Origin of the sequence: Microbacterium sp. LWH12-1.2 (assembly GCF_040675825.1) — a bacterium.
In the GTDB taxonomy this organism is placed as follows: domain Bacteria; phylum Actinomycetota; class Actinomycetes; order Actinomycetales; family Microbacteriaceae; genus Microbacterium.
Map to the genome: position 1 here is coordinate 812,592 of NZ_JBEGIJ010000001.1, position 17,258 is coordinate 829,849.

Genomic DNA, 17,258 nt, shown 5'->3' on the forward strand with positions numbered 1-17,258 from the left:
CGGCAACCTCGATAGCCTGGGGGCACTGAACCGCTGGCGTGAGGAGTCATCATGACCGCCGCAGATTTCGTCGTCGTGGCCAACCGGCTGCCCGTCGACCGTGTTGCCGGGCCCGACGGAGAAGAAGTCTGGCGCACGTCGCCGGGTGGACTCGTGGCTGCGCTCGAGCCCGTGATGCAGAGCGTCAACGGCGCCTGGGTGGGGTGGCCGGGGCAGGCCGACCTCGAGGTGAAGCCCTTCGCATCCGGTGGCATCCGACTCATCCCGATCGCGCTGAGTGAGCAGGAGGTCGCGGAGTACTACGAGGGATTCTCCAACGACACGATCTGGCCGCTCTACCACGATGTGATCGCGCCTCCTCAGTACCACCGCGAATGGTGGGACGCGTACGTCGCGGTGAACCGGCGCTTCGCCGACGCCGCTGCCGCCGCGGTCGCGCAGGACGGGACCGTCTGGGTGCACGACTACCAGCTGCAGCTCGTTCCGCAGATGGTGCGGGCGCTGCGACCGGATGTGACCATCGGGTACTTCCATCACATCCCCTTCCCGACACACGGGCTTTACGCACAGCTGCCGTGGCGTGGCCAGGTGCTGCGCGGGCTCCTCGGCGCGGACGTGATCGGATTCCAGCGGGCGACCGATGCCACGAACTTCCTCAACGCCGTGCGCCGCCGGTTGAAGTACGAGATCAAGTCGTCGACCGTCACCGTGCCGTCGGGCAACGGCGAGATCGACGACAGAGGCGATTCGCACCGCGCGCTGGTGAAGGCCTTCCCGATCTCGATCGACACGGCGCCGTACATCGAGCTCGCCCGGCGCCCGGACATCCAGGCGCGCGCAGCCGAGATCAGAGCGAACCTCGGCAATCCGAAGTACGTGCTGCTCGGAGTCGACCGCCTGGACTACACCAAGGGCATCGGTCACCGCGTCAAGGCATACGGTGAGCTGCTCGCCTCAGGAGACCTCTCCGTCGAGGACGTCACACTCGTGCAGGTCGCGAGTCCGAGCCGCGAACGCGTGGACGCCTACGCGAACCTGCGCGACGAGATCGAGCTCTCCGTCGGCAGGATCAACGGCGACACCGACACGATGGGGCACACCGCGATCCGGTACCTGCACCAGGGGTTCCCCCGTGAGGAGATGGCGGCCCTGTACCTGGCCGCCGACGTGATGCTCGTGACCGCCCTCCGTGACGGCATGAACCTCGTGGCCAAGGAATACGTCGCCACTCGAATCGACAATCGTGGTGTGCTCGTGTTGAGCGAGTTCGCCGGTGCTGCCGACGAGCTCGGCAACGCGATCCTGGTGAATCCTCATGACATCGAGGGCCTCAAGGAAGCCATCATGCGCGCTGTGGAGATGCCGCCGCGGGAACAGACACGACGGATGCGTGCGCTCCGGCGCCGAGTGCTCGACAACGACGTGAACGCCTGGTCGAACTCGTTCCTCGCCGCCCTCGCCGCGGCGCGCGAAGCACGCTGACCGCCGCGTGCGGCCGCGCTCCTGCGTGAGAGGCTGGCAGAGCACGGATACCGAACAAGGAGATGCCCTGTGACCCGCAGCTGGACCCCCGGAACACCGGATGCCGACCTCTCGGCGATCGCCCGGACGCCCCGACTGGTCGTCGCGCTCGACTTCGACGGCGTCGCTTCGCCTCTGGTCGCCGAACCGATGGCGGCACGGGCCCTCCCCGAGGTGGCCGCCCAGGCGAGTCGACTCGCGTCGTTGCCGGACACCCTCGTCGCCTACGTCTCCGGGCGAAGCTTGCACGACCTTCGTGAGATCACCGAACATGACGACGCCTCGCCGATAGTTCTCGCCGGCTCGCACGGCGCTCAGTACTGGTATCCGGGCACTGGTGAGCTCGACAGCGGGAGCGAACAGACAGCCGGAGAGACACGCGAGGCACTCTGGGAGGCAGCCCGGCCGATCATCGACCGTTACGAGGGGGCTGAGTTCGAGCCGAAGACCTTCGGGATGGGTGTGCACACCCGTCGCGCTGACCGGGAGACCGAGGCTCAGGTGTTCGCCGAGATCGACGCGCTCGTCGCCGAGCGATTCCCGGGTCTGCGACGTCGGGCCGGACACCGTGTACTCGAGTTCTCCTCCCGTACCGAGGGCAAGGACGCCGCGATGGCTGCCCTCCGCGAACACTTCAATGCCACCGGGATCCTGTTCGCCGGCGATGATGTCACCGACGAGGACGCGATGCGCGTACTTCAGGACGACGATCTCGGGGTGCGGGTCGGGCCGGGGGAGAGCGCGGCGGCGCTCCGTGTGGACAGCCCACAACAGATCGCCCAGCTTCTGGAGACGCTCGCGGACGAGCGGGCCGCGCGGCAGGAATAGACTGCCGTCATGTCCCCGCATGATCCTTCTGCCAGCGCGCCCGCCGATTCCCGCACCGTCGACATCAAGCCCCGCAGCCGAGTCGTCACCGACGGCATTGAAGCCACGACTTCTCGTGGCATGTTGCGTGCCGTCGGCATGGGAGATGCCGATTGGGAGAAGCCGCAGATCGGGATCGCGTCCAGCTGGAACGAGATCACCCCTTGCAACCTGAGCCTCGACCGTCTCGCTCAGGGTGCGAAGGAGGGCGTGCACGCCGGCGGCGGATACCCGCTGCAGTTCGGCACCATCTCGGTTTCTGACGGCATCTCCATGGGCCACGAGGGCATGCACTTCTCGCTCGTGTCGCGCGAGGTCATCGCCGACTCGGTCGAGACCGTGATGATGGCGGAGCGGCTCGACGGGTCCGTGCTCCTCGCGGGCTGCGACAAGTCCATCCCCGGGATGCTGATGGCCAGCGCCCGTCTCGGCCTCTCCAGCGTGTTCCTGTACGCCGGATCCATCGCGCCCGGCTGGGTGAAGCTCTCGGACGGCACCGAGAAGGAAATCACGATCATCGACTCGTTCGAGGGCGTCGGCGCCTGCCGAGCGGGCAGGATGAGCGAAGAAGACCTCAAGCGCATCGAGTGCGCCTTCGCTCCGGGAGAGGGCGCATGCGGCGGCATGTACACCGCCAACACCATGGCATCCGTCGCCGAGGCCCTCGGCCTCAGCCTCCCTGGATCAGCCGCCCCGCCCGCAGCCGACCGTCGTCGCGACTACTACGCGCACCGCTCCGGTGAAGCCGTGGTCAACCTGCTCCGCCAGGGCATCACCACCAAGGACATCCTGACCAAGGAGTCCTTCGAGAACGCGATCGCCCTCGCCATGGCGCTGGGCGGCTCGACCAACGTCGTCCTGCATCTCCTCGCCATCGCCCGTGAGGCCGAGATCGATTTGAGCCTGCACGACTTCAACCGCATCGGCAGCAAGACCCCGCACGTCGCCGACATGAAGCCGTTCGGCCAGTACGTCATGAACGACGTCGACCGCCACGGCGGAATCCCGGTCATCATGAAGGCGATGCTCGACGAGGGGCTCCTCCACGGCGATGCACTCACGGTCACCGGCAAGACCGTTGCCGAGAACCTGGCCGACCTGAATCCGGACCCGGTGGATGGCGACGTCATCCACACGTTCGACAACCCGATCCACGCCTCCGGCGGCATCACGATCCTGCACGGATCGCTCGCACCGGAGGGCGCCGTCGTCAAGTCCGCCGGCTTCGACGCCGACGTGTTCGAGGGGCCCGCGCGCGTGTTCGAGCGCGAGCGCGGAGCGATGGACGCCCTCGCTGCCGGTGAGGTCAACGCGGGTGATGTCATCGTGATCCGCTACGAAGGACCCAAGGGTGGGCCCGGGATGCGCGAGATGCTCGCGATCACCGCCGCCATCAAGGGCGCGGGGCTCGGAAAAGATGTACTACTCTTGACAGACGGTCGATTCTCAGGCGGCACAACCGGACTGTGCATCGGCCACATAGCACCCGAAGCGGTGGACGCAGGTCCTATCGCCTTCGTGCGCGATGGTGATCTGATACGGGTCGATATCGCGGCTCGCACCCTCGACCTACTCGTCGACGATGCAGAGCTCGCCTCCCGCCGCTCTGGCTGGGAGCCGCTTCCCCCGCGCTATACCCGTGGCGTTCTTGCCAAGTACTCGCGTCTCGTGCGGTCCGCCGCCGAAGGCGCGACGACCGGCTGAATCGCGTCGGCCACGCCTCCGGCATCCGACGTCGTCCACAGACCACCAGAAGGAATGTCATGACTGCTGATCCCGTCTCGGCCGTGCCGAGGCCACCCGCCCGCCAATCCGCCGCCCCAGAGCTCTCGGGCGCCGAGGCCGTCGTCCGGTCGCTGGAGCTGCTCGGTGTCACCGACGTCTTCGGGCTGCCCGGTGGTGCGATCCTCCCGCTCTACGACACGTTGATGGGCGACTCCCAACTCCGCCACATCCTGGTGCGCCACGAGCAGGGCGCCGGCCACGCCGCCGAGGGCTACGCCTCGGCGTCGGGCCGCGTCGGGGTCTGCATCGCGACTTCCGGTCCCGGCGCCACGAACCTCGTCACGGCGATCGCCGATGCCTACATGGACTCGGTGCCGCTGGTCGCGATCACCGGTCAGGTGTTCTCCACGCTGATGGGGACGGATGCCTTCCAGGAGGCCGACATCGTCGGCATCACGATGCCCGTGACGAAGCACTCCTTCCTCGTGAAGGACCCCGCGGACGTTCCAGGAGCCCTCGCCGCCGCCTTCGAGATCGCCTCCACGGGCCGCCCCGGTCCCGTGCTGGTCGACATCACCAAGGACGCGCAGCAGGCATTCGCGCCGTTCATCTGGCCGCCCAAGATCGATCTTCCCGGGTATCGCCCGGTGACGAAGGCGCACGGGAAGCAGATCCAGGCCGCAGCGAAGCTGCTGGCCGAGGCGAAGAAGCCGGTGCTGTACGTCGGTGGCGGCGTGATCCGCGGCCGCGCATCGGCGGAACTGCTCGAGTTCGCCGAATCGACCGGCGCTCCCGTCGTGACGACCCTGATGGCACGCGGGGCGTTCCCTGACTCGCACGCGCAGCACCTGGGCATGCCCGGGATGCACGGCACGGTTCCCGCCGTGCTGGCGCTGCAGGAAGCGGATCTGCTGATCTCGCTCGGAGCTCGCTTCGATGACCGCGTGACCGGCAAGGCCGCGCTGTTCGCACCGAACGCGAAGGTCGTCCACGTCGACATCGACCCGGCAGAGATCTCCAAGATCCGCACCGCGGACGTGCCGATCGTGGGTGATGTGCGCGAAGTGCTGATCGACCTCGACGCGGCTTATCGCGGCACCGTCGGTGACACGAAGCCGGACACCGAGGAGTGGTGGTCGTACCTCGACGGACTGCGCGATGAGTTCCCGCTCGGCTTCGCGCCGACCACCGACGGACTTCTCGCACCGCAGTACGTGATCCAGCGCATCGGCGAGCTCACCGGTCCCGAAGCCGTGTACGCGGCGGGCGTCGGACAGCACCAGATGTGGGCTGCCCAGTTCATCAAGTACGAGCGTCCCAACGCCTGGCTGAACTCCGGGGGAGCAGGCACCATGGGCTACTCGGTACCGGCGGCGATGGGTGCGAAGGTCGCCGAACCCGATCGTGTGGTCTGGGCGATCGATGGTGACGGCTGCTTCCAGATGACCAATCAGGAGCTCGCGACCTGCACGATCAACAACATCCCGATCAAGGTCGCGATCATCAACAACTCCTCGCTGGGCATGGTGCGCCAGTGGCAGACCCTGTTCTATGACGGCCGGCACTCCAACACCGATCTGAACACCGGGCACGGCACGGTCCGCATCCCCGACTTCGTCAAGCTGTCCGAGGCCTACGGGTGCCTTGCGATCCGCGTGGAGAAGGAAGAGGAAGTGGATGCCGCGATCAAGCTGGCACTCGAGACCAACGACCGTCCTGTGGTGATCGACTTCGTGGTCAGCGCGGATTCGATGGTGTGGCCGATGGTGCCGCAGGGCGTCAGCAACAGCTACGTCCAGTACGCGCGGGAGCACGCCCCCGAGTTCGATGAGGAGATCTGAGCCATGTCGACCCACGTACTGAGTCTGTTGGTGGAGAACAAGCCGGGTCTCCTCACACGCGTCGCCGGGCTCTTCGCCCGTCGCGGCTTCAACATCGAGTCGCTCGCTGTCGGCGTGACCGAGGTGCCAGGGATCTCCCGCATCACGGTCGTCGTCGACGTCGAGGACCTGCCGCTCGAACAGGTGACCAAGCAGCTGAACAAGCTGATCAACGTCATCAAGATCGTCGAGCTCGACCCGGCGTCCTCGGTGCAGCGCGACCACATGCTGGTCAAGGTGCGCACCGACAACGCGACCCGCTCGAACGTGATCGAGGTCGTGAACCTGTTCCGGGCCTCGGTCGTCGACTACGCCCCCGACGCGCTGGTCGTCGAGGTGACCGGCGACAAGGGCAAGGTCGAAGCGATCCTGCGCGCGCTCGAGCCCTTCGGCATCAAGGAGATCGCCCAGTCCGGCCTCCTCGCGATCGGCCGTGGCGGCAAGAGCATCACCGAGCGCGTCCTGCGCGGCTGACAACTTTCACAATTTCAGGGGCTCCGTGTCCCGCACGAACCACTACCAAGGAGAAAAACAGTGAGCACCGAGATCTTCTACGACGCAGACGCAGACCTGTCCCTGATCCAGGGCAAGAAGGTCGCGATCGTCGGCTACGGATCGCAGGGCCACGCCCACGCGCAGAACCTGCGCGACTCGGGCGTCGAGGTCGCGATCGCCCTCAAGGAGGGCTCGAAGTCCGCCGCGAAGGCCGAAGAAGCCGGCTTCCCGGTCAAGACGGTGGCGGATGCCGCCGAGTGGGCTGACGTCATCATGATCCTCGCGCCGGACCAGTACCAGCGCACCATCTTCAACGAGTCCATCAAGGACAAGCTGACCCCGGGCAAGACGCTCGCGTTCGCACACGGATTCAACATCCGCTTCGGCTACATCGACGCGCCCGAGGGCGTCGACGTCATCCTCGTCGCCCCGAAGGCGCCGGGCCACACGGTGCGGCGTGAGTTCGTCGCTGGCCGCGGCATCCCGGACATCATCGCGGTCGAGCGCGACGCGTCCGGCCACGCCTGGGACCTCGCGCTCTCCTACGCGAAGGCGATCGGCGGCACGCGTGCCGGTGTCATCAAGACGACCTTCACCGAAGAGACCGAGACCGACCTGTTCGGTGAGCAGGCCGTGCTCTGCGGTGGCGTCAGCCACCTCGTGCAGGCCGGCTTCGAGACCCTGGTCGAGGCGGGCTACCAGCCGCAGATCGCCTACTTCGAAGTGCTGCACGAGCTGAAGCTCATCGTCGACCTGATGTGGGAGGGCGGCATCGCCAAGCAGCGCTGGTCTGTCTCCGACACGGCCGAGTACGGCGACTACGTCTCCGGTCCGCGCGTCGTGACTCCCGAGGTCAAGGCGTCGATGCAGGCGATCCTCTCCGACATCCAGTCGGGTGCCTTCGCGAAGCGCTTCATCGACGACCAGGACAACGGCGGCGAAGAGTTCCTCGCGCTCCGCGCGAAGGAAGAGACGCACCCGATCGAGGCGACGGGCAAGGAGCTGCGCGCTCTGTTCGCGTGGAAGCAGCAGGACGAAGACTACGTCGACGGCAGCGCTGCGCGCTGATCTGAAGCACGAAGAAAGGGCGTCCCGCATGGGGCGCCCTTTCTCGTCCCTCCGCTGGGATACATCCGATGTCTTTGGCTAGGATGAGGCCATGCGACAGGACTGGTTCAGTGACGCCCGATTCGGCATGTTCGTCCACTTCGGGCTCTACAGCGCGGCGGCCCGACACGAGTGGGTGCAGAGCTTCGAGCGCCTCACCGACGCCGACTACCGGCAGTACTTCGAGCATTTCGACCCTGATCACTTCGATGCCCGCGCTCTCGCGCGCACGGCGAAGGAGACGGGGATGGGTTATGTGGTGCTGACGACGAAGCACCATGACGGCTTCTGCCTCTGGGATTCCACACTCACCGACTTCACCTCCACCGTCGCCGTCGACCGGGACCTCGTCCGCGAGTACGTCGAGGCCTTGCGTGCAGAGGGGCTCAAAGTCGGTCTCTATCATTCGCTGATCGACTGGCATCACCCGCATTTCACCCTCGACTGGACCCACCCGCGCCGCGACGACGACGACGCACGTGACCTCGACGCGGGCAGGGACATGGCCGTGTATCGGGAGTATCTGCACGGTCAGGTGCGTGAACTGCTCACCGAATACGGCGACATCGACTACCTGTTCTTCGATTTCACCAGCCCCGACGAGAAAGACGGCTGGCCGGGGAAGGGGCCGGACGACTGGGATGCGCAGGCGTTGCTGGCGCTGTGCCGAGAGCTGCAGCCGAACATGCTGGTGAACGACCGGCTCGGCATCCCTGCAGACTTCGTCACACCGGAGCAGTACCAGCCGACCGCGCCCCTCGTGCGCGACGGGAGCCCGCTGGTGTGGGAGGCATGTCAGACCCTCAACGGCTCGTGGGGGTATCACCGTGACAACACCGACCAGAAGTCGGCGACCCTGCTGGCTCAGATGCTCGTCGATTCCGTATCGATGGGCGGCAACATGCTGCTCAACATCGGACCCGACGGGCGTGGAGCGATCGTTCCTCGTGATGCCGCGACCCTGTCCGAGATCGGGACCTGGATGCGGTTGCACCGAGACGCCGTCATCGGGGCCGGGCATTCCTCGTTCGTCCCGCCTCGTGAAGGCGTGTACACGCGTCGCGGCAATCGCCTGTACCTGAGTCTCTTCTTCTGGCCGATGGGATTCGTGCATCTCCCGGAGCTCGCCGGAAAGGTCGCGTACGCACGCCTTCTCAATGACGGCTCGTGGCTGCGGACGAGTGTGTCCGATCCTGGGCAGGAAGCCGACCTCATGACGCCGGCCGGTCAAGCAGAGGGCACGCTGACGGTGCATCTCCCAGTGCAGCGCCCCGATGTCCTCATCCCCGTGATCGAACTCACGCTGACGGACTGACGGGCATTCTGAGATCGGCGCGCTCCTCGGAGTGCGCCGATCGTCGTCGAGCCCTCACGCGGGTGCAGAGGACCGGCTGCCGCGGCGTCTCCCTTTGGTGACCCCAATTCGCGCAGACATCCGATGTTCAGCTTGCGCCATCCTCTGAAGTATGAAACGGTAACTTCATACGAAACCCTCCTAGGTTGTTTCGATTTTAGGAACAACCTTCCCGTTCCCAAGGAGTAATTCAATGAAGAAGATACGCATGGGCGCCGTCGCCGCCATCGCCGGCGTCGCCGTCGCCATGACGGGATGTGCCGGCTCCGGTGGAGCGTCCGGTTCTGGTGACGATGGCACGATCGTCGTCGACATGTGGGCCGGTTCCGCCGACGACACGAAGGCCCTCGAGGCGCAGATCAAGATCGCCCAGGAGCAGAACCCCGACCTGAAGATCGAGCTGCGCACGGCGCCATGGGGTGACTTCTTCACGAAGCTCACGACCAACATGGCGTCCGGCAACATGGCGTGCGTCACCGGTATGAACAGCGGCATGCTGTCCAGCTACACCGACGGCTTCGCCGAGCTCAGCGCGGCCGACCTCAAGACCGCCGGACTCGCCGAGAGCGATTTCGCACCGGGCGCGACCGAGATCCTGAAGAACAAGGGCACGATGTACGGCCTTCCCTTCGACGTCGCCACGATGCTCGTCTACTTCAACGCCGATCAGCTCGCTGCATCCGGCGCGGCGACTCCTGCTCCCGGCTGGACCTTCGACGACTTCGAAGCGACGGCCAAGGCGGCCACCAGCAACGGCAAGGCGGGCTTCGCCGTGGGAATGGGCGACTTCCAGTGGCAGGCTCTCCCGATCGCGAAGGCGGGCCTGCAGCCGGTCAGCGCCGATGGTGAGCTGCAGCTGACCGACAAGAAGTTCGTCGAGGCGGCCACGTGGTACGGGGACCTGGTCTCCGCACAGAAGGTGGCGCTCCCTGTCGCGTCCGCATCCGACACCGGCTGGGGAGAGAACCAGTACTCGAGTGGCAATGCGGCGATGGCAGTGGACGGCACCTGGAACGCGGTGAGCTACCTCGCCAACGAGTCGGGTTTCGCCGCAGGCATGGCGCCGCTTCCGTCTGAGGGCGGCGAATCGCTCAGCCTCATCCTCGGTTCCGGCTTCGGCATCTCCAAGACCTGCGAGAACAAGGCAGACGCCCTCAAGGTGCTCGGCTCGCTTCTCAGTGCCGACGCTCAGGACTACATCGCCTCCTCCGGGCGCAGCTACCCGGCGCGCGCCGAGAGCCAGCCGCTCTACTTCGAGTCGATCGATGAGAAGTACCGCGCGCAGGTCGAAGAGGTCTTCACGGCAGCGTTCGAGAACGTCCAGGGCCAGTACGTCAGCGACAACTGGTCGAAGGTCGGCACCTACGTCCAGCCGCAGCTCGTGAGCGTGTACAACGGGCAGGAGACGATGGCCAAGGTCCTCGAATCCGCCCAGCAGCAGTTCGCCAACTGACGAACTGAGGAAGAAGAGAGATGACCGCCAACGTGCCACGTCGCAGGTCTCTCGCCAAGGTCGAAGGCCGCCAGGCGCTGGGGTTCGCAACCCCGGCCCTGGTGGGCCTCGCCCTGTTCACCATCGTGCCTGTCGTGCTCTCCGTCGTGATGAGCTTCTTCGACTGGCCGACGTTCGGCGAGAAGACCTTCATCGGAATCGACAACTACATCCGGCTGTTCACGGCCAGCCCGGACTTCTGGCCGGCGATGCGGAACACCGCGGTCTTCACGATCCTCTACGTTCCGCTGAACGTCGGGCTCTCCCTCGTCCTCGCGATGGCGCTGGGGCCGCGCATTCGCGGTCGCGGCGCCCTCCGCGTGCTGTTCTTCATCCCCGTGGTGACGCCGATGGTCGCCAACGTGCTGGTGTGGAAGATGCTCCTGCAGCCACAGGGCCTGTTCAATGGCGCTTCGGAGAGCTGGTTCGGGGTGACGCTGCCGAACTTCCTGGCCGACCCGCAGTGGGCGATGATCATGGTCGTCATCATGAGCGTCTGGCAAGGCGTCGGATACAACATGCTCATCTTCTCGGCTGCGCTCGAGCAGTTGCCGGAGTCGGTGATGGAAGCCGCCAGGATCGACGGTGCGAGCGGATTGCGGATGCAGCTCAGCATCGTCGTCCCGATGATCTCCCCGGCGGTGTTCTTCGCCACGATCATGACGATGATCACGGCGCTCCAGGTGTTCGTGCAGCCGCAACTGCTCACCGGTGGCGGACCCGGAAATGCGACGCAACCGCTGGTCCAGTTCATCTACAACCAGGGCTTCAAATTCCAGGAGCTGGGCCTGGCCGCTGCGGGCGCGTGGATCCTGTTCGCTCTCATCATCGTCATCACGGCGCTGCAGTTCGGCGCGCAGAAGAAGTGGGTGCACTATGAGCACTGACCTGCAGACCTCATCCGTTGTGCTCGGCGATGGCGAACACGTCGAGGTCGACCGCAAGGGACGCACCAGGGCGCCGCTGAGCGCAGCGGAGCGCACCAGACTCGTCATCGCGCATGTGCTCGTCTATATCGCCGCGGCGATCTTCGTCTCGCCGATCGTGTACGCGTTCTTCTCGGCGCTCAAGCCGAATTCCGAGATGTTCACGATGCCGCCGTCGCTGGTCGCATCCGAGGTGCGCTGGACGAATTTCCTCGACGTGTTCGCCTACGGGCCGTTCCTGACCTACATCGGCAATTCGTTCTTCGTCGCGATCGCCGGCACGCTCGTCGTGCTGTTCGTCTCGACCACCGCCGGCTATGCCTTCGGACGGCTGCGATGGAAGGGGCGGGATGCCGTCTTCGTCCTGTTCCTCGCGACGCTCATGGTGCCCGCCGAGGTCCTCGTGATCCCGATGTTCCAGGTCATGCAATGGTTCGACTGGGTCGATACCTATCAGGCGCTGATCTTCCCGTTCGCGTTCACTGCGTTCGGCACCTTCCTGATGCGTCAGTTCTTCCGTGGCATCCCGTACGAGCTCGAAGAAGCCGCGCGCGTCGACGGCGCGGGGCCGGTCCGGTCGTTCGTGCAGATCATCCTGCCGCTGGCCAAGTCGGCCGTCGCCGTGCTCTCGGTCTTCACGTTCCTGTCCTTCTGGAACAGCTATCTGTGGCCGCTCATCGTGACCGTGGACTACAACGCGCACGGCACGCTGCCGATCGGCCTCGCCAGTTTCTCCGGCCTCACCGGCACTCGCTGGGATCTGCAGATGGCTGCTGCGATCATCTCGATGATCCCGACGACCGTGCTGGTGATCGTGCTCCAGAAGCACCTGGTCAAGGGGATCGCGATGGCAGGACTCGGCGGGCGCTGATGTCCGCGACTCGCATGCACGACGAGGAGAAGAAGACAGCATGATGAACTTCGAGAAGCGCACCGGCCCGGACCTCGGCGCGGCTGCGCCGACCTACCCGACGAACGGCGTGCCGGGCTGGTACCGCGACGCGAAGCTGGGCTTCTTCGTGCACTGGGGCCTGTACTCGGTGCCCGCCTGGGCCGTGCAGCACGGTGACGGCGTGAACATCCCGACGGAGGATGCCTACGCCTGGCATCAGTACGCGGAGTGGTACGGCAACACCGTCCGCATCGCAGGCAGCCCCACCTGGGAGCGCCACCAGCGTCTCTATGGCCCCGGTACGTCATACGAGGATCTCGCCGATCGATGGGACGCCTCGGCATTCGACGCCGATGCCTTCGTCGGCGAGCTGATGGACGCCGGAGCGCAGTACATCGTCCCGACGACGAAGCACCACGAGGGGTTCTGTCTCTGGGGCACCGGGACGACCGGATTCAATGCGGTCGCCCGTGGTCCCCGCCGGGATCTGATCGCGGAGTTCCACGATGCCACCCGTCGCGCGGGGGCCAAGTTCGGCGTCTACTATTCAGGGGCTCTGGACTGGCACGTGAGTGACTTCCCGGCCATCGAGTCCGACACGGACCTCTTCCGATATCGCCGGACCGACGAGCATTTCGCCCGCTATTCGGCGGCGCAGCTCGAGGAGCTCGTCGAGCGGTTCTCTCCGGATCTGCTGTGGAACGACATCGACTGGCCGGACGGCGGCAAAGGGCCGGAGGCCTACGGTGTGGCCGCGTTCCTGTCGAGATACTTCGACGCGGTGCCGGACGGCGTCGTCAACGACCGCTGGGGAGTGCCGTACCACGGGTTCCTCACGCGTGAATACACGGACATCCCCGACATCATCTCCGAGCCGTGGGAGTCCACGCGAGGACTCGGGTACTCCTTCGGGTACAACCAGGACGAGGACGCCAGGCATTCGCTCTCCGGAGCAGCGCTGGTGCGTCTCCTCGTGGATGTCGTCGCGAAGAACGGAAACCTGCTGATCAATGTGGGACCGGCTGCAGACGGATCGATCCCGGAGCTGCAGCGCGATGCGATGCGCGAACTCGGCGCGTGGCTGCGTCTGAACGGCGACGCGATCTACGGCACGCGGCCGTGGATCCGGATGGGGGAGCAGGCCGGGGTGCCGGTGCGGTACACCCGTTCGGCAGACGGCGTGCATCTCCACGCGCTCGACCCGAGCGTCGGTACGGTTGCCCTGCCCGCGGAGTTCGGAGATGTCGAAGTGCGCTGGCAGGACGGAACTCCCGCGCGCGCGGAGCGGGACGCGCACGGCATCCGGTCCGTCGAGGTTCCCGTTGGTCTGCGCGGAGAACCGGTCGCCGTGCTCTCCGCATCCGGGATCTGACGCCCGCGAGAACGGAGGAGGCCCGGTGCACGTGCACCGGGCCTCCTCCGTTCTCAGCTGGTCAGGAGCGGATCACTCCGACGGCGCCTCTTCGACCTCGATCGGAGCGTCGGCCGCGTCCGCCCAGACGGGCGCGGGCAGCAGCGTGTCGGTCGAACCGTCGCGGATGGCGCGGAGCGCCTCGACGATCTCGCTCGAGTTCTCCGGCACAGCCAGTCCGCAGGTCTTCAACTCTGATGCGAACTCGAGCGTCAGGCGGGTCTTGCCTGCTTCGACCGCCTCAGCGGTGGTGCCGGTGCGCTTCTCGCTGCCGGTCTGGATGTCCGAGACCTCGTCGCACACGTGGTAGACGGCGCCGCCGTCGACCCAGACGACTTCGTCCTTGCCGAGCAGCTGGATCACGGTGGACTGGTCTGCCGTGTACTTCTCCACCGACGGCGGGTTGAAGTCGATCCCGAGCACGACGGCGAGAGCGGCCAGGACGATACCGACGATGCCGGCCGTCGTCTTCTGCCCCTTGTCCATGTCCTTGTTCAGGAAGATGAGGATGATGAGCGGCACGAACGCGATGATGGCGATGATCGCACCGAGCTGGTTCTGCACGAAGAACCGCACGGTGTCGGACTTTCTCGCGGGATCGAGGCGATTCGCCTTCTTCCAGAGGAAGGACCCGGTGATCGCCAGCGCGGCGATGACGACGAGCAGCACGAGGAGAGCGATGAACGCCCACTGCGGGAACTGTGCGGTGACGCCCTGCTCCTCGAGGAGCCCGGTGTCGGGGTCGCGGACGAGCGCGCCGTCCTCGCCGACGAAGACGCGCTGGCGCAGCAGCCAGAAGATGCCGACGGCCTCTCCGGCGATCGCGAGGACCCACAGGACCACGGCGATCCAACGGAAGGTCACCGCCTTCGACTTCGCCTCCGGAGTCGGCTTCCAGTTCGCCGGCGGGTCGACGACTCCGCCGTCGCTCGACACGGTCTGATCGTCACGGACGACCTTCTTCTTGCTCTCAGCCACGGTGCCTCCCCGATCGTTACAGCGCCGAGCTTAGTGGAAGCCCTACGCTGTCCTCATGACATCCGACTCCGATTCCGACGACGCGTTGGGCTGGGCGGGCGACGAGCAATCGCCGAAGAGCGACCCCTCGCTTCCACACGGCTGGAATGCCGTGGGCAAGGGCAGCGCAAAGGTGGGGCGGATCGAAGCGGACGGGACCGTCACGCCGGCGGATGCGCCCGCGCCGATGAGTACGGCGATGCTCGTGACGCTCGGCATCGTCGGGGGCATCTACCTGCTGTACACCGTCGGGTGGGTCATCGGAGGATTGCGGCTCAAGCCGCTGACGGCCCTGATCGTCGCTGACGCGATGTTCGTGCCGTGGTTCGTGCTGGCGATCGCCGCACCCGCTCTCTGGTTCCTGACGTCCTGGATCCTCACGCGTGGCCGCGCGACGTGGATCCGGCTGCTCGTCCTTCTTGTCGGCGTGGTGCTGCTGGTGCCATGGCCCTTCGTGACGGTGGGGGTGATCGGGTCGTGAGTGCTGCAGGAGATTCCGTGCCGGAGTCGGTCGGTGGGAACGGGGCTCCGCGCTGGCTGACCTGGACCGTCATCGGCGCAGCCGGTTTGTTCTACGCCTACGCCGTCTGGAACGCCGTCGCGCATCTGGTCTCGTTCCTGCCGAGCGGTCTCACCGCGATCGGCTGGGTGACGTTCCTGTTCGGTGTGGTGTTCCCGATCATCGTGTTCGTGCTCGCCCTCGCGCTCGGACGGCGCCGCAACGCCGGAGAGCTCGCGCTGCTCCTGCTCACCGGACTCGGTGTGGTGGCCGTTTTCTGGCTGAGTCTTCTCGGATACAGCGTGCTGAACATGGACGAACTGGTGACCGTCGCGCGCTGACGCCGAACGTCACACGTCGGGGCGCGCTGAACCGCTCCGGTACAGTTGAAACCGATCGCGCCCCCACGGTGTGCGGCGCATCGGCCCCTCCCGCCTGTCGCGCTGCCCCGAAGGATCCACTGTGCCGAAGCCCGTTGTGCTCATCGCCGAAGAACTCTCTCCCGCCACGATCGAGGCCCTGGGCCCGGACTTCGAGGTCCGCAACGTCGACGGCACCGACCGCGCGGCGCTGTTCTCCGCGTTGGCAGAGTCGGACGCAGTGCTCGTCCGCTCAGCGACGAAGATCGATGAGGAGGCGCTCAGCCACGCGCCGAAGCTCAAGGTCGTCGCCCGTGCCGGCGTCGGTCTCGACAACGTCGACATCAAGGCGGCCACCACTGCCGGTGTGATGGTCGTCAACGCCCCGACCTCGAACATCGTCTCCGCCGCCGAGCTCACCGTCGGCCATATCCTCAGCCTCGCCCGCCGCATTCCCGCGGCGCACGCGTCGCTGTCGGCCGGGGCCTGGAAGCGCAGCTCCTTCACCGGCGCCGAACTCTTCGAGAAGACCGTCGGCATCATCGGCCTCGGCCGCATCGGCGCCCTCGTCGCCGCCCGCCTCGCCGCCTTCGACATGCGCGTCGTCGCCTACGACCCCTATGTAACCTCCGCACGCGCCCAGCAGCTCGGCGTGCAGCTGCTCTCGCTGGACGAGCTCGTCGCGGAGTCGGACTTCATCACGATCCACATGCCGAAGACCCCGGAGACCACCGGCATGCTCGGCGCTGAGCAGTTCAAGGCGATGAAGCCCTCCGCGTTCGTCGTGAACGTTGCCCGCGGCGGCCTGATCGATGAGGTCGCACTGCACGAGGCACTGGTCGCCGGCGAGATCGCCGGCGCCGGACTCGACGTCTTCACCTCAGAGCCCCCCGCCGAGGGCGGCTCCGCGCGCGCACTGCTCGATCTGCCGAACGTCGTGGTCACCCCGCACCTCGGCGCAAGCACCGAGGAGGCGCAGGAGAAGGCCGGCGTCTCGGTCGCCCGCTCCGTGCGCCTGGCGCTCGGTGGAGACCTGGTGCCGGATGCCGTGAACGTCGCCGGCGGTGTCATCGACCCGTACGTGCGCCCGGGTATCTCCCTCGTCGACAAGCTCGGTCAGATCTTCGCCGCTCTCGCGACTTCGCCGCTGACGAGCCTCGACGTCGAGGTGCACGGTGAGCTCAACGACTACGACGTCAGCGTGCTCAAGCTCGCCGCACTCAAGGGCGTTTTCACGAACATCGTCAGCGAGACGGTCTCGTACGTGAACGCACCTCTGCTCGCTGAGCAGCGGGGCGTCGCCGTCCGTCTCATCCAGGACGACGTGAGCGACGAGTACCGCAACGTCATCACGCTGCGCGGCGCCCTCTCCGACGGCTCGCAGCTGTCGGTGTCCGGCACGCTGACCGGGCCGAAGCAGATCGAGAAGCTCGTCGGCATCAACGACCACGCCGTCGAACTCCCGATCGAGAAGCACCACGTCGTGATGCTGTACACGGACCGCCCCGGAATCGTCGCCGTCTACGGGCAGAAGTTCGGCCAGGCCGGCATCAACATCGCGGGTATGCAGATCGCGCGTCAGGCCGCCGGTGCGCAGGCGCTCAGCATCCTCACCTTGGACTCGCCGGTCTCCGACGATCTGCTCGACGACGTCTCGAGTGCGATCGACGCCGACCTGTTCCGTCAGATCGAGATCACCGAGGCGTGACGCGG

At 66.3% G+C, this 17,258-nt stretch carries 15 protein-coding genes; 14 read left to right on the forward strand and 1 reads right to left on the reverse strand.

The features are described from left to right. Window positions 1–51 precede the first annotated feature (51 nt). The 11 genes from MRBLWH12_RS03790 (at window position 52) to MRBLWH12_RS03840 (ending at window position 13,631) form a co-directional block, all read left to right on the forward strand. Window positions 52–1,482: an alpha,alpha-trehalose-phosphate synthase (UDP-forming) gene (locus MRBLWH12_RS03790; RefSeq protein ID WP_341975051.1), complete on the forward strand. Its 1,431-nt coding sequence runs from the start codon at window positions 52–54 to the stop codon at window positions 1,480–1,482. 69 nt (window positions 1,483–1,551) lie between these two features. Beyond that, a complete protein-coding gene (gene otsB, locus MRBLWH12_RS03795) occupies window positions 1,552–2,349 on the forward strand; it encodes a trehalose-phosphatase (RefSeq protein ID WP_363546282.1) in 798 nt (265 codons plus the stop codon). Window positions 2,350–2,358: 9 nt separating this feature from the next. Next, window positions 2,359–4,092 (forward strand): dihydroxy-acid dehydratase, encoded by a 1,734-nt coding sequence (gene ilvD, locus MRBLWH12_RS03800; RefSeq protein WP_363546285.1) that lies wholly within the window; start codon window positions 2,359–2,361, stop codon window positions 4,090–4,092. 59 nt (window positions 4,093–4,151) lie between these two features. Then, on the forward strand, window positions 4,152–5,954 hold the full coding sequence (locus MRBLWH12_RS03805; RefSeq protein WP_341975048.1) for an acetolactate synthase large subunit: 1,803 nt from the start codon (window positions 4,152–4,154) through the stop codon (window positions 5,952–5,954). Window positions 5,955–5,957: 3 nt separating this feature from the next. Beyond that, a complete protein-coding gene (gene ilvN, locus MRBLWH12_RS03810; RefSeq protein ID WP_102191937.1) occupies window positions 5,958–6,467 on the forward strand; it encodes an acetolactate synthase small subunit in 510 nt (169 codons plus the stop codon). 60 nt (window positions 6,468–6,527) lie between these two features. Further along, window positions 6,528–7,556, forward strand: a complete 1,029-nt coding sequence (gene ilvC / locus MRBLWH12_RS03815; RefSeq protein WP_341975047.1) for a ketol-acid reductoisomerase — start codon at window positions 6,528–6,530, stop codon at window positions 7,554–7,556. Between the two features lie 91 nt (window positions 7,557–7,647). Then, entirely contained in the window at window positions 7,648–8,910 is a 1,263-nt protein-coding gene (locus tag MRBLWH12_RS03820; protein WP_363546289.1) for an alpha-L-fucosidase, read from the forward strand. 232 nt (window positions 8,911–9,142) lie between these two features. Continuing rightward, entirely contained in the window at window positions 9,143–10,402 is a 1,260-nt protein-coding gene (locus MRBLWH12_RS03825; protein WP_363546292.1) for an ABC transporter substrate-binding protein, read from the forward strand. A 20-nt stretch (window positions 10,403–10,422) separates the two neighbouring features. Beyond that, window positions 10,423–11,328 (forward strand): carbohydrate ABC transporter permease, encoded by a 906-nt coding sequence (locus tag MRBLWH12_RS03830; protein WP_341975044.1) that lies wholly within the window; start codon window positions 10,423–10,425, stop codon window positions 11,326–11,328. Then, window positions 11,318–12,238, forward strand: coding sequence for a carbohydrate ABC transporter permease (locus MRBLWH12_RS03835; protein ID WP_363546295.1), 921 nt, complete (start codon window positions 11,318–11,320; stop codon window positions 12,236–12,238). The genes MRBLWH12_RS03830 and MRBLWH12_RS03835 overlap by 11 nt, the downstream gene beginning before the upstream one ends. Window positions 12,239–12,278: 40 nt before the next feature. Then, complete coding sequence (locus MRBLWH12_RS03840) at window positions 12,279–13,631, forward strand: alpha-L-fucosidase (RefSeq protein WP_363546298.1); 1,353 nt, start codon at window positions 12,279–12,281, stop codon at window positions 13,629–13,631. Window positions 13,632–13,703: 72 nt separating this feature from the next. Here the strand turns inward: MRBLWH12_RS03840 and MRBLWH12_RS03845 are convergent, their stop codons facing one another. Next, on the reverse strand, window positions 13,704–14,648 hold the full coding sequence (locus tag MRBLWH12_RS03845; protein ID WP_341975041.1) for a hypothetical protein: 945 nt from the start codon (window positions 14,646–14,648) through the stop codon (window positions 13,704–13,706). Window positions 14,649–14,703: 55 nt separating this feature from the next. Here MRBLWH12_RS03845 and MRBLWH12_RS03850 point away from each other — a divergent pair, with 55 nt between their 5' ends. The 3 genes from MRBLWH12_RS03850 (at window position 14,704) to serA (ending at window position 17,253) form a co-directional block, all read left to right on the forward strand. Continuing rightward, a complete protein-coding gene (locus MRBLWH12_RS03850) occupies window positions 14,704–15,168 on the forward strand; it encodes a hypothetical protein (protein ID WP_363546302.1) in 465 nt (154 codons plus the stop codon). Continuing rightward, window positions 15,165–15,527: a hypothetical protein gene (locus MRBLWH12_RS03855; RefSeq protein WP_341975039.1), complete on the forward strand. Its 363-nt coding sequence runs from the start codon at window positions 15,165–15,167 to the stop codon at window positions 15,525–15,527. Before MRBLWH12_RS03850 ends, MRBLWH12_RS03855 begins: the two co-directional genes overlap by 4 nt. 121 nt (window positions 15,528–15,648) lie before the next feature. Then, a complete protein-coding gene (gene serA, locus MRBLWH12_RS03860) occupies window positions 15,649–17,253 on the forward strand; it encodes a phosphoglycerate dehydrogenase (RefSeq protein ID WP_341975038.1) in 1,605 nt (534 codons plus the stop codon). Window positions 17,254–17,258: the final 5 nt, after the last annotated feature.

Excerpts from the sequence above, each read along its gene's own strand:
- MRBLWH12_RS03790 (WP_341975051.1), top strand. The coding sequence starts at position 52 with ATGACCGCCGCAGATTTCGTCGTCGTGGCCAACCGGCTGCCCGTCGAC.
- ilvD (WP_363546285.1), top strand. The coding sequence starts at position 2,359 with ATGTCCCCGCATGATCCTTCTGCCAGCGCGCCCGCCGATTCCCGCACC.
- MRBLWH12_RS03805 (WP_341975048.1), top strand. The coding sequence starts at position 4,152 with ATGACTGCTGATCCCGTCTCGGCCGTGCCGAGGCCACCCGCCCGCCAA.
- ilvN (WP_102191937.1), top strand. The coding sequence starts at position 5,958 with ATGTCGACCCACGTACTGAGTCTGTTGGTGGAGAACAAGCCGGGTCTC.
- MRBLWH12_RS03820 (WP_363546289.1), top strand. The coding sequence starts at position 7,648 with ATGCGACAGGACTGGTTCAGTGACGCCCGATTCGGCATGTTCGTCCAC.
- MRBLWH12_RS03825 (WP_363546292.1), top strand. The coding sequence starts at position 9,143 with ATGAAGAAGATACGCATGGGCGCCGTCGCCGCCATCGCCGGCGTCGCC.
- MRBLWH12_RS03830 (WP_341975044.1), top strand. The coding sequence starts at position 10,423 with ATGACCGCCAACGTGCCACGTCGCAGGTCTCTCGCCAAGGTCGAAGGC.
- MRBLWH12_RS03835 (WP_363546295.1), top strand. The coding sequence starts at position 11,318 with ATGAGCACTGACCTGCAGACCTCATCCGTTGTGCTCGGCGATGGCGAA.
- MRBLWH12_RS03840 (WP_363546298.1), top strand. The coding sequence starts at position 12,279 with ATGATGAACTTCGAGAAGCGCACCGGCCCGGACCTCGGCGCGGCTGCG.
- MRBLWH12_RS03850 (WP_363546302.1), top strand. The coding sequence starts at position 14,704 with ATGACATCCGACTCCGATTCCGACGACGCGTTGGGCTGGGCGGGCGAC.